The sequence below is a fragment of the Rhizorhabdus sp. genome (assembly GCF_018006725.1).
Lineage (GTDB): Bacteria > Pseudomonadota > Alphaproteobacteria > Sphingomonadales > Sphingomonadaceae > Rhizorhabdus.
This window is the reverse complement of record NZ_JAGMXV010000030.1, coordinates 1-12534: the sequence shown is the minus strand read 5'-3', so window position 1 is coordinate 12534 and position 12534 is coordinate 1. Positions and strand designations below refer to the sequence as shown.

General features: G+C 64.4%; 9 protein-coding genes and 1 tRNA gene. 6 read left to right on the top strand and 4 right to left on the bottom strand.

Annotated features, from left to right (window positions below; translation table 11 throughout):
- Window positions 1-12 precede the first annotated feature (12 nt).
- Window positions 13-495, top strand: coding sequence for a DoxX family protein (locus KAY22_RS06765; protein WP_296621477.1), 483 nt, complete (start codon window positions 13-15; stop codon window positions 493-495).
- Window positions 496-641: 146 nt separating this feature from the next.
- Window positions 642-3017: a hypothetical protein gene (locus tag KAY22_RS06760; protein ID WP_296621474.1), complete on the top strand. Its 2376-nt coding sequence runs from the start codon at window positions 642-644 to the stop codon at window positions 3015-3017.
- Between the two features lie 64 nt (window positions 3018-3081).
- Here the strand turns inward: KAY22_RS06760 and KAY22_RS06755 are convergent, their stop codons facing one another.
- Window positions 3082-3636, bottom strand: coding sequence for an opacity protein (locus KAY22_RS06755; protein WP_296621472.1), 555 nt, complete (start codon window positions 3634-3636; stop codon window positions 3082-3084).
- 422 nt (window positions 3637-4058) lie between these two features.
- Here KAY22_RS06755 and KAY22_RS06750 point away from each other — a divergent pair, with 422 nt between their 5' ends.
- Window positions 4059-4586 carry a hypothetical protein gene (locus KAY22_RS06750; RefSeq protein WP_296621471.1) on the top strand — a complete coding sequence of 176 codons (528 nt, stop codon included), beginning with the start codon at window positions 4059-4061 and terminating at the stop codon, window positions 4584-4586.
- Window positions 4586-5068, top strand: a complete 483-nt coding sequence (locus KAY22_RS06745) for a DUF421 domain-containing protein (RefSeq protein ID WP_296621469.1) — start codon at window positions 4586-4588, stop codon at window positions 5066-5068. The genes KAY22_RS06750 and KAY22_RS06745 overlap by 1 nt, the downstream gene beginning before the upstream one ends.
- A 155-nt stretch (window positions 5069-5223) precedes the next feature.
- On the opposite strand, the gene KAY22_RS06740 is transcribed toward KAY22_RS06745, so the two are convergent.
- Window positions 5224-7086 carry a methyl-accepting chemotaxis protein gene (locus KAY22_RS06740; protein WP_296621467.1) on the bottom strand — a complete coding sequence of 621 codons (1863 nt, stop codon included), beginning with the start codon at window positions 7084-7086 and terminating at the stop codon, window positions 5224-5226.
- A 177-nt stretch (window positions 7087-7263) separates the two neighbouring features.
- Window positions 7264-7340, bottom strand: a tRNA-Arg gene (locus KAY22_RS06735).
- A gap of 83 nt (window positions 7341-7423) precedes the next feature.
- Between KAY22_RS06735 and KAY22_RS06730 the strand changes: the two genes are divergently transcribed.
- Both KAY22_RS06730 and KAY22_RS06725 read left to right on the top strand, forming a co-directional pair.
- Window positions 7424-7951 carry a hypothetical protein gene (locus tag KAY22_RS06730; protein ID WP_296621465.1) on the top strand — a complete coding sequence of 176 codons (528 nt, stop codon included), beginning with the start codon at window positions 7424-7426 and terminating at the stop codon, window positions 7949-7951.
- Complete coding sequence (locus tag KAY22_RS06725; protein WP_296621463.1) at window positions 7951-10008, top strand: S9 family peptidase; 2058 nt, start codon at window positions 7951-7953, stop codon at window positions 10006-10008. Before KAY22_RS06730 ends, KAY22_RS06725 begins: the two co-directional genes overlap by 1 nt.
- A gap of 25 nt (window positions 10009-10033) precedes the next feature.
- Here the strand turns inward: KAY22_RS06725 and KAY22_RS06720 are convergent.
- Window positions 10034-12534: tetratricopeptide repeat protein (locus tag KAY22_RS06720; protein WP_296621461.1), on the bottom strand; the 2501-nt coding region annotated here is incomplete at its 5' end.

Below are 12534 nucleotides of genomic sequence, written 5' to 3'. Positions count from 1 at the left end.
GTGAGAGCCGATATGTCGATGGGCAAATGGTGGTCGAGCGCCGGAGATGGGCGCTGGAACATCCTGATCAGGGCGAGCCTTGGCTTCGTCTTCATCCTGGAGGGCTATCAGAAGCTCGCCTATCCAGAGATATTGGGCGCCGGACGGTTCGCCAAGATCGGCATTCCTCTGGCTGATGTCATGGCGCCCTTCGTCGGCGTGACCGAATTTTTATGCGGTGCGCTGATATTGATCGGCTTTCTCGCACGAGTTGCTGCGGTGCCGCTGATCATCATCATGCTGGTGGCCCTGCTCAGCACCAAGCTTCCGATCCTGCTTGGTCATGACTGGCTGATCTTCCACGTTCGGGACCTCGACCGTTATGGCTTTCTGAGCATGACGCATGAAGCGCGCACCGATGTCGCGATGCTGCTGGAGGCGTTGTTCATCCTGTTATGTGGGGCGGGCCGCTGGTCGTTCGACGCAACCCGCTCCGGACAGGATCGGGCTTTCTGACGGGTCATCGGCCGTTCGCAACGCTCTGGCTTGGAGAAGGCCACGAGCGGTCCGCACTGCGGGTTGACCGGGGGCCGGCATGCTCCATTACAGCGGCCATGGCTTCGATACGGCACCGGCGTCGGCTTTTCGCGCCTTTGAGCGGGGTGGCTGCGGCCGTTGCGTTGTTCGTGCCTGGCGTGGCGACGCCAGCGGAACCGGCGCCCTTCGATCTGGCGGGCCCGGCGCTGCGGATCAGCGTGACGCGCGGCGCAGTGACCTTGCCGATCGCGCAGGTACCCAGCCTGGAGGAGGGGGATCGGATCCGAGTCTTAGCCGACTTCCCGACCGACCAGCGGGCCCGCTTCCTGCTGATGTCCGCCTTCCTTCAGGGAGCGACCAATCCCCCGGCCAAGGACTGGATCGCGTCGGCCGAACCGTGGAAGAAGAAGGAGAAGGATCGCCAGCTCGACCTGACGGTGCCCAAGGGCGCCCGTCAGTTGGTGCTCTTCCTCGTGCCCGAAAGCGGCGGTGCAGCCGGAGCGATCGGCGATGCGGTGCGGGGCAAGCCGGGAGAGTTTGTCCGGGCCACCCAGGATCTGAACCAGGCCTCGCTCGATCGCGCGCGGCTCGACAGCTTCATGGGCGCGATTCGAGCGCAGGAGAACAGCCACCCCGAATATCTGCGCAGCGTTGCGCCGATGCTGGCGCGCAGCCTGTCGATGAAGCTCAACGCAGACTGCCTGGACAAAGTGCTCGAATTGCAGGCGGCCTGCCTGCTCGAACATCGCGAGGCGCTGGTGCTGGCCGATGTCCACAGCTCGTCGCTGACCGAGACACTTGCCGGCGCGCCGGTCGACCTCGCCCTGCAGCTCAGTTCCACCCGTGAAGCCGGGATGGGCTATTATAGCCCCTATATTGGCGTCGTCCGCGACATCGCTCGGGTGTTCGGCGCGTTCAGCAATCCGCAGCTGGATTATCTACCCAGTCTGACCCAGCGCCAGGGCGAGGGGGCGGCGCTGCTGCTAAACGCCGCTCCGTCCTTCGCCAAACCGCGTTCGGTGCTGGTAGCGGGCATGCCGGCGATCGAGGCCAACAGCCCGCCCCGTTTGCGCGCAGCAGTCGACCGTCCGCTTTGCGGAGCCCGTCCGGATCTCCTGCTCCCGGTAGACGGCGCGCCGCTGATCTATGCCACCGATTATCTGCGCGAGGTGAAACTGCGGATCGAAGCGCTGGGCGGCACGGTGGACATTCCGGTCCGCGCGCGGGCCGACAAGGGCGGCTATCTGATCGACGGACCGCTGCCCGCCGGGTTGACGGGTAAACTGACCTCGCGATTGCACGGTCTTTGGGGCTTCGACCCATATGAGGGGCCTGCGTTCAAGCTCGAGTTTCCGGCAACGGGCGAGTGGCGCGTCGCAGGAGAGCCGGCAAGCCTCGTCTCGGGACGAGACAATCCGCTCGAACTTGAGGGGCCATCACCGGCCTGTGTCGTCAGCGCCTCTGTCCGTCGCGGCAATGATTCTGCGGTGCCCGTCGATGCGACTGTCACCGATCAGGGGCGACTGCGGCTGACACTGCCGCTCAAGGACATGCGGCCGGGCCCGCTGACTATCGAACTGCGCCAACTGGGGGCGGTGGAACCGGCCAGTCTGTCGGTTCGGGCCTATGCCCAGGCGAGTCGGCTCGATGGATTGACGATTCATCAGGGTGATCGTTTCGGTACCTTGTCGGGTCAGCGACTCGATCAGGTCGAGCGAGTCTCGCTGGGCGAGCGGGAACTGCAGCCGACGGCGCTGCGCAGGGATGGCGATGTCGACCGGCTCACGATCGCCGCCGAGGAAGGCGGTCCGCTCGAGGACGGCCCCTCGAGAGCGCGGGTGCGCTTGAAGGACGGACGAACCCTGTCGGTATCGGTGGCTTTCGAGGCCGCGCGACCGGGCGTCTCGCTGCTCCACCGGACATTGAAAATGGGACACTCGACCGGTTCGATCGCGCTGACCACGAAAGGCGACCAGCTTCTGCCCGATACGGGCCAGATGGTCTTTTCGGCGCGGCTGAACGAGGGACCCCGTCTGACCGCCAAGGATCGCGTCGAGATCGCGACGATCGACGAGGACACGCATATCGATCTCGTCGCAGGGCCCGATCTTCAGATCCAGGGCAGTGATGTGCTGGTAGCGTCGCTCGATCCGGCCAAGCTGGGGCCCGCCGCCTTCGGTCCGCTACAGTTCCGGGTGGTCCGCGAGAGCGGGGCAAGCGATTGGCAGCCGCTGGCGATCCTCGCTCGGCTTCCCCGGATCATGTCGGTCGACTGCTCAGGGACCGGCCAATGCTTGGTGAAGGGGGAGCGACTCTTTCTGATCCAGTCGATCGGGTCGGGCAAAGCCAACCCGCTGACCATAGCCGAAGGCTTCACCGGAGATACGCTGCGCGTTCCAAAGCCCGTCGGCGACATATGGACGATCCGTCTGCGCGACGCGCCGAGCGAGATCGTCACGCTGGCCGCACGGTCGGCGACAGCCGCCACCGTCAGCAAATGACCCGCTCGCTAAAAGGGCCCCGGCAGCGATGCCGAGGCCCTTTTTGTGGTGACTTCCGATCGGATCAGAAAGCGAAGACGAGACCCGCCATCGGACGGATGCTGTCGAAGTCATAGGTGTCGGCCTGCAGACGGATGCGCGGGCCGGCTTCGCCGAAAACGCCGCCCAGACCGATTTCCTTCGGGCCCACTTCGACGCCCACGCCGTACATCCAGTCCTTCTGGTCGGAAAAACCACGGCGGCCGTTGACCCACTGATAGCCGGCCGAGACGTAGATCAGGCCGCTCTGGCCCGCACGCATTCCGACGCGGCCCTTCACGCCATATTCCCAATCGATGTCCTTGAAGCCCTTGGCGGCATTGCCTTCGACGCCGACGAAGACCGGGCCGAACGGAATGTTGACGCCAGCGACGCCTTCGACGAGCGCGCCGTCCATCTTGCCGCGCGGGCCGACGGTGCCGAATTCGCTGGCGCGATCGAAATTATGATAGCCGCCGAGAATGCCGACATAGGGCTCGATGCTCACGGCCGGTTCGCTGCCGTCGGGCGAGCGGTCCTGAGCGATGGCGGCGGTGCTGAGGGTTGCTGCCAGGGCGGCGGCAATGACTGCGAACTTCATCCAATTTTCTCCAATCGACAGCCCGAAACGCTGGGCATCCCCGACGACGGCCGGGACGGGAGGGAAAACTGGTTGTTGGTGGCAAAAGTTTCCCATGATTTCATCGAAGATCGCGACCGTTGCAAATGTGCAACATGGTAAAGATGCGCGAACCTTTAGGAATTATGAGAAAGAAACAGGTCGGCTTCGTTCCTATGCGGAAACGAAAATTAGGTTCCGTATTTTATTTAGATCATCGATTTGGCAGAAGGCGTGGTGAAGCGTCAAATATCTTCATATCTGTGTAATTATATTTCGTGTAGTTATTGATCGTTCACTTGCCACGACAAGGCGCGGCCGGGGTCCGTTCGAATGATTTCGTCCATCGCAGGCCTGCGCGCCAGTGGTCGGAACGAAGCGCCGGGCTGCCGGTTCACTGCCCCATGGGACAGGAAAAGGCGATTCCGGACGGCATCGAGGAGCGGCACCATCGCCTGCCGGGACCGCTGCGGCGGCCGAAGCTCGCCTCGTTGGTCGTCACGGGTGCGATCCTGCTGGCAGCGATCGCGGGGTTCGCGGGCGGAACGCCCAACCCCAGCCATGTCATTGATAGCCCTGCCGCGCGGCTGGAGGTGACGACGCCTTCGATCCTCCGCAACGGCCTGTTCTACGAGACCCGCATCCATATCGTCCCCCACCGCGCGTTCGACGATCTGGTGCTGGGCGTCGAGCCCAGCCTGTGGCGTGACATGACAGTCAATTCGGCCATTCCTGCAGCAGAAAAGGAGAGTTTCGGCGGCGGGCTGTTTCGCTTCTCCTTCGGTCCGGCCAAAGCCGGTGAGCCGATCGAGCTCAAATTCGACGGGCAGATCAATCCGCCCCTGTTCGGCGGCAACCGGGGCAGGATCGCCCTGTTCGATGGGGAGCGTCCCGTCGCATCGCTGAACCTGGCGACAAGGGTGCTGCCCTGATGGATATCGTGCTGCGCGCCACCGCGATGTTCTTCATCCTCTACGGGCTGCTTCGCCTGCTAGGGAAGCGGGAACTCAGCCAGATGACGCCGTTCGAACTGGTCACGCTGATCGTGCTGGGCGATCTGATCCAGCAGGGCGTGACCCACAATGATTTCAGCCTGACCGGTGCGACGCTGGCGATCGTCACCTTCGCTTTCTGGGGCATCGTCCTTAGTTGGGCGAGCTACTTGTCCCCCCGGGTGGAGAAGCTGTTGGAGGGCGAACCGCGCGTCATCATCCGCCATGGCGAGTTGCTGGCCGACAACCTCCGGCGCGACCGCCTTACCCGGGCGGAAATCGAGAGCGAGATGCGGCTGGCCGGCTATCCCCGGATACGCGACGTCGCCTGGGCGATCCTCGAGACCAACGGCAAGATCAGCTTCATCGGGGCCGATGGCGCATCGGGGGGCGCTCAGGACCGAGACGATCCGGCTCTCTGAAATCGGGTCATAAAAAATTTCGGGTCGGACGGAACCCGGCGCAGCGCCGGGCGTTTGGCCCCCAACCGGTTTATTCCCCCTTCCGGTTTCCCCCTATGCCCGCCGGTTCATCCCGGCGGGCTTCTTTTGCCTGCAGCAACGGCAGAAGGCAGCCGTCAGGCGGCCATGAGTTCCGATACGGCCTTGCCGAGCGCCTTTTCGAGCAATTCGACCCGTTCGCGCACACAGGCGCTGACTTCGCGCGTCAGACGGACACTGGCACGAACATGGGCGATCGAATCGGTCATTTCGCGCACGAGCCCGCCAACCGCGTGCGATTCCCGCCGCGCATGTTCGACGCGCTCGCAGATCGCATCACCTGCAATTTCATGCGCGCGGACGGCGGCGTCAGTGGCGCTGATCGACTGCAGGATGTCCTGCAGATCGGTGTCGATGCTCAGGCTGGCATCGACGCTGCGGTGGACCGATTCGGTAACGGCCTTGAGCCGGTCAGCAATCTGCCCTGCCGAGAGACGGCTATTTTCCGACAGCGTCTTGATCTCGCGCGCGATGACCGAGAATCCGTCATGCGCGCTCTGGCCGTGCGCTGCCACGATCGCCGCGTTGACGGCCAACTGCCGCGTCTTCTTCGTAACGGTCAGGATCGCGTCGGAGGCGGAGCCGATGCCGTCCACATGCGACAATAGCTGTTCGTTGCCGATCGCAGTTTCCGAAGAGTGACGCGCGGCCGAAGCGACCGCGTCGCGGGTGCTCTCCACCTCGCGGCGGATCGACTGGACGGCGTTCGCCATCCCGGCGGAGGCCGTCAGAACCTCGTCGAGTGCGGCAGCGGCATTGGCGCTCTTGGCGCCGACCCAGCCGGCATGGCCTTCCTGAGCCTGGGTCGCGGCCCAGGCGGCGTCGGCCGTCTCGTCGAGTTGTCCCGCAAGGCGAGCCAGATCTTCGACCAGCGCCACCAGATGTGCCTGCAGATCCAGGCCTGTCGAGCGAGCGGCCTGTTTCAGGGCGGCGCCGGAGCGCTCGCGCTCGCGGGCCTCGGCCTGCGCCGCAGCTTCGGCACGGCTGCGCGAAATATCGGCCTCTCGCCGTGCAAGCTCCGCCCGGAGGGCTGCGCTTTCAGCCTCACGCGCCATCGCCTGATATTGTTCATTGCTGGCCGCAAGCTGCGCCTGTTGCCGCCTGATCATCCGTTCGAGCGCCCAGGTAAGACCGGCAATTCCGCTCGCGATCAGGATCAGGATCGGCAGGATTGCCTTCAGGCCGGCGCTGCCGGGGTGCTCGGACGTCCAGGCGATCGATGCCACCGGCTCTTCGCGAAGGTTCTTCAGCGGAAAGGAAGAAGGCGCATCGACGATATCGGTCCGCAGGCCCGTCAATTGATAGCGCTTTGCGAAGGAGGTCATGCCCGACGGCGTCAGTATGTCGATATAGATCAGGTGCCGCAGCGGGCCGCGTGGAAGCGCGACCTTGGCGCTCAGCGGAATAATCGGCATCACGCCGAACACGGCGGGCTGACCCCGGTAATGATCGAAAAAGGAAATGCCGTCCTTGAGACGCGCGGCACTTTTGGCGTCGCGGGGAAGCTGCGCGAGCATCGCCTTCACCGCTGCCGGTGCGGCCTCGGCAAGCGGCGGATCGATCGTTCCGTCCGCGCGCTGCGAGAACAGGGTCCTCCCGCGAGCATCGATCACATAGGCCAGATAATCGCCGCTTATGTTGCTGCGCGCCCAGCTCTGGTCGAGCGCACCATAGAGGTGCAGCGTCGCATCGTCCCAGCGGCCGGTGTTGTAGGCGCCACTCGACTGGACATGCAGCAGGGAAGATACCACGCCGCTGGCGGTAGCGTGGCTGCGCTCGGCAGCGTCGGTATCGAGCCGGGTCACCAGCGCCGCGACGACCACCGCACCACCCAGCAGACTTATGGCAGCAAGCCCGCCCAGCATGGCGCTGCTGTTGCGCGTCCACTGCCGCGACCGGAGGCCCGAAAGCCAGCCCTTGAACATCCTCGCCCAACGCATGGAATCGCCATGGCATGGCAGAGGGAAAGATTGGGTTAATGGGGTATTGTAAGCGGACGGCGAAGTCGGCCTCGCAAGATCACCCGCGCCTCCTCATTGCCCGCTATGGCAGATGCGCCATGGAGCTTCAGAGCGTTCATGAGCCCCGGAGGAGCATTCTGGATATCGGGAAGAAATTGGCGCGCCCGGAACGATTCGAACGTCCGACCCTCAGATTCGTAGTCTGATGCTCTATCCAGCTGAGCTACGGGCGCGCTGTGGGAGGGGCATCTAGTGGGGTAAGGCGTCGGGCGCAACCCCGTTGCGCAGATTTTCTGCGCGGCCTAGACCCGGCGCCATGTTCAGCCCCGCTTTTCGCCGTTTCTCCGTGCCCTCCGGCTCGGCCCTGTTCGCCCTGCTCGCGCTGTCGGCCTGTGCCGATGTGCGCAGCGGCTATCCCTCGCTGGCGCCGCGACCGGTCGAGCGGGAGGTGTTGAAGGCCGATCCCGTGCCCGCTGCCCCCGAATCGATGCCCGCGCCGCTGCCGGCCTCGGCCGATATCGCCGCGATCGTCGCCCGGGCGGAGGCAGCCGATGCCGCATTTCGAGACAGCCTGGCGAAGGAAGGCGCGGAAATCGCGTCCGGACTGCGCAAGGAGGCAGGCAGCGAAGCCTGGGTCGTCGCGCAGCAACGCTACAGCAGCCTCGATTCGTCGCGGGCGACGGTGGCCGATGCGCTTGCCGAGCTCGACCGGCGTCGCGAGGCGGCGGTGACCGCCGGCAATGTCGCGGAGGCCGATGCGATCACCGAGGCGGCGGTGCGCCTGCAGGCGACTTACGATGCCGAGCGCGCGGCGCTCGACGCGCTGATGCCGACCGGAGCCTGATGCCGATGCTGCCACCGCCCCCCGTCGCCGCACAACGGCCGCATGCCTATACGCGGCACGGCCAGACGATCGAGGACCCCTGGTTCTGGCTGAAGGACCAGAAATATCCTGTGATCGACGATCCCGACGTGCTCGCCTATCTCCGCGAGGAGAACGCCTATTTCGACGCCGCGATGCACCCGCACGAGGCGCTGGTCGAGACGCTGTTCGCCGAGATGAAGGCACGGCTGAAAGAAGACGATGCCAGCGTGCCGCAGAAGGACGGCGACTGGCTCTACTGGTGGGCCTTCCGACCCGGCGGCCAATATCGCGTCTGGTATCGCAAGCCTGTTACGGGCGGCGAAGAGCAGATTCTCCTCGACGAGCCGGCCGAAGCCGAGGGCCATGAGTATCTCCGCCTGCAGGTGCTGAGCGTCAGCCCCGACGGGCGGCTTGCCGCCTGGTCGGCCGATCGCAGCGGGGCCGAACGCTTCGAACTGCGCATCCGCGATCTCGCGACGGGAGCCGATATCGAGACGGTCACGACCGTCGCCAATGGCGCGGTGGCGTGGGGCAATGACTCGCGCAGCCTGGTCTATACCGAGGTCAACGACAATTGGCGGACCTATCGCGCGCGGCTCCACCGGCTGGGCAGCGATCCGGCAGAGGATGTCACGCTTTATGAGGAGACCGAGGAGCTCGGCTTCAACGTCGGGGTCGGCAAGACGCAGGACGATCGCTGGATCGTCGTCGCGACCGGCGACAATCAGACGAGCGAGGTGCGTCTCGTTCCCGCCGACGATCCCGCCGGGGCGCCGCTGCTGGTCAGCCCGCGCCGGGTGAAGCGCGAATATTCGGTCGACAGCGCGCATGGGTCGCTGTGGATCCTCACCAATGACGAGCATGTGAACTTCCGTGTCGCGAGGGCCGACCCGGCCGCACCCGGCGACTGGGAGACGGTCGTCGCGGGATCGGACGCGGTCTATATTCGTGGCATCACCGCCTTCGCCCGTCACCTTATGCTGGTCGAAAGGGTCGAGGGCCTCGATCAGATTCGCCTGCGCGCCTATGACGGCAGCGAGCATCGCATCGCCTTTCCGGAGGCGAGCTACACGGTCTCGCCCGGCAGCAACCCCGAATATGATCCGCCCGCCTATCGGCTCGGCTATGCGTCGATGGTCACCCCGCAGACGGTGTACGACTATGATCCGATCGCACAGCAGCTGACGACGCTGAAGGTGCAGGACATCCCGTCGGGCTATGATCCGTCGCTCTACGAAACCGAGCGGCTGATGGTGCCTGCGCGCGACGGGCGCAGCATTCCGGTGTCGGTGCTTTATCGCAAGGGCTTCCCGCGCGACGGATCGGGCAAGCTGTTTCTCTATGCCTATGGCGCGTATGGCCACGCGATTCCTCCGGGCTTCTCGACTGTGCGGCTGTCGCTGGTCGATCGGGGCTGGGCCTATGCCATCGCGCATATCCGGGGTGGCGACGATCTGGGCTATGACTGGTACCTGCAGGGCAAGGCCGAGCAGCGTTGGAACACCTTCCGCGACTTTTCGGACGCCGCGCGCGGCCTGATCGCCGCCGGGCTGACGCAGGCCGGGCGGATCGCGATCAATGGCGGATCGGCGGGTGGCGAGCTGATGGGCGTCGTCGCCAACACCGACCCCGATCTGTGGGGCGCGGTGGTGGCGGACGTGCCCTTCGTCGACGTGCTCAACACGATGCAGGACGAAAGCCTGCCGCTGACGCCGGGCGAATGGCCCGAATGGGGCAACCCGATCACCGATCCGGCGGCGTTCGACCTGATCCGCAGCTACAGCCCCTATGACAATGTCGAGGCGAAAGCCTATCCGCCGATGCTGATCACGGGCGGGCTCAATGATCCGCGCGTGACCTATTGGGAGCCGGCCAAATGGGCGGCGCGGCTGCGCGCGACCAAGACCGACGACAATCTGCTGTTGCTCAAGATCAACATGGGTGCCGGCCATGGCGGCAAGTCGGGTCGCTATGACTCGCTCCGCGAAGATGCCGAAGCCTATGCCTTCGTGCTGACCCAGGTCGGCGGGGCCTAAAGGAAGGCGACCGGAGCGAGAGGGTTCAGGCCGCGTATTTTCGCTGATGCCGAGCGTCATCGACGATGGTCAGCGGCGCAGGTCGCAAACCATCGAGATGACGCTGATGCGCAAGCGCATAGGCGCGTTCGATGTTCCGGGTGAAGGTTTCGGTGTCGAACAGCGGAGTCGTCCGTCGGTTCTGGGATATCTTCTGTTTTACGGCGGCGAGGCGCTGGGGATGCTGAGCCAGCTCGATCGCGAGCCGGGCATAATCTGCCTCGGTCTCGGTAACCAGTTCGGGCATGTCGAGCGCATGCAGCAGGCTGCCCGCGACGCGCGCCGCGAAGCTCTGGCCCAATTTGGTGATGACCGGCACGCCCGCCCACAGCGCATCGCTGGCGGTCGTGTGGGCGTTGCAGTTGAAGCTGTCGAGGAAGATGTCCGCGCAGCCATGGCGGGCAAGATGCTCGGGTAGCGGCACCTTGTCGGAAAAAGCGAGCCGTTCGGGGGCGATACCGCGGGCGGCCGCCTCGCGCTTGAGATTGGCTTCGACCCAGCGATTGTCGCGCAACAGCCATAGAACGCTGCCGTCGACCTGATGAAGGATCTCCATCCAGATGCCGAACTCCGCCGGTCTGATCTTGTAGCTGCTGTTGAAGCTGCAGAAGACGACGCCCTCCGCAGGCAGATCATGATCGGCCCGGGTGGATTGCGACGCCGGCACGACGCGACTGTCGTCATTGATCTGGTAGGAATCGGGGAGCCGGATGATCTGCTCCGAGTAGAAATGGCTGTGGGTTTCGGGGATCACCACGCTGTCGGCGACGAGATAGTCGATGAAGCTCGCGCCGGTCGAACCGGGATAGCCCAGAAAGGCGATCTGGACCGGGGCGGGCCGATGCGCAAAAATTCCGAGCCGCGCTTCCTGGGTGTGCCCTTTCAGATCGACGGCGACGTCGATCTGCCGGTCCTTGGCAAGCTGGGCGATTGCCCGATCGTCCAGTCCGCTGACATCATGAAATGCATCGACGGCCCGCGCCGCGCGCTCGCTGAACCCGTCCTTGATGAAGCCATAGGAAAAGGCATGGATCTCGAACCGCGAGCGATCGTGCCGCTCCAGCAGTTTCGCCATGAGGTGCATCGTCGCATGATTATGAAAATCGGCCGAAAAATAACCGATGCGAATGCGCTCGGCATCGCCTCTTTTCCTGGGAAAGCTGAGGCCTGGTCCATCGACCTTCTGCCGCACCCACGCCTTAGACCGCAGAAGATGTCGTTCCGCATCGTCCTCGATGGCAAGCATCGCAAAGGGTGGAATCGCATCCGGTGCGGTGTGCAGGATCGACAGTGCAGTCCGCTCCTCGGCTTCGTCCCACAGCGCCATCCTCGCCTTCTGGTGAAGCAGATGGGCATAGGCCTCGGCATGATCCGGTTTCAGGGCCACGGCTGTGCGATAGCTGTCGACAGCTTCGTCCAGGCGCCCGAGCATCTGGAGTATATGGCCGAGATTATAGTGGCTCGTCGCATCGTCGGGTCGAAGCGCAGCGACTTTGCTCAAGCTCGCGAGCGCTTCGTCGTACCGGTGCAGCGTCATCAGTACGCCGCCCCGATTGCCATGCGCATCGACATGATCCGGATCCAGCAGCAGCGCTCGATCATAGCTCGAAACGGCCGCTTCGAGGCGATTGAGATCCTGCAGGATCGTCGCGTGATTATAGAGGATCGCGGCTGAATCCGGCTGAAGTTCGACGGCCCGATCGCAGCTTTCCAGCGCTTCGTCGTGCCGTTTCATATCGCGCAGGACAATGCCGCGGTTGGAGTGGGCTTCGGCAAAGCCGGGGTGGATCGCGATGGCGCTGTCGTAGCTCGCCAGAGCCTCGAACAGCAGGCCGAGGCGTCTTTGCGCGTTACCGCGATTGGAATAGGCCGCCGCATAGTCCGGCTTCAGCCGGATCGCGGCATCGTAGCAGGTGATCGCATCTTCCAGATGGTTGAGATCCTGAAGCAGATTGGCCTTGTTATAGTGCAGTTCGGCCGAACGCGGATCGAGCTCGATCGCCCGGTCATAGCCGGCGGCAGCCTCGCGCGTCCGTCCGAGCAGCTTGAGCACCATCGCACGGTTGGAATGGGCTCCCGCCGAATGCGTTGCCACCTTGACGGCCCGGTCGCCGGCCTCAGCAGCCTCTTCCAGCCGGTCTAACCGCAGCAGGGCCACGCAGCGGTTCGTCAGCGCGTCGCCATCCTTCGGGTTCAGGGCGATCGCCTTTCCGTAGCTTGCAAGGGCGTCGTCCCATCGGCCCAGCGCGCCCTGGATGGCCCCGGCCAGATTGTACATGTCTGCCCGCGCGGGATGGAGCGCCAGCATCGCCATGGCGCCATCGAGCGCCTCGGACATGCGATTCTGGTCATAAAGGGACAAAAGTGTCTCCACCGCCTCGGCATAGGGGCGGCCCGTAAAAGGATTGGCCAATTCGGCCAAGCCCTGCTGCGCGCGCTTGTTGGCTGGGAACGCAGCCAGTATCTCGCGATAGATCTTCTCGGCCC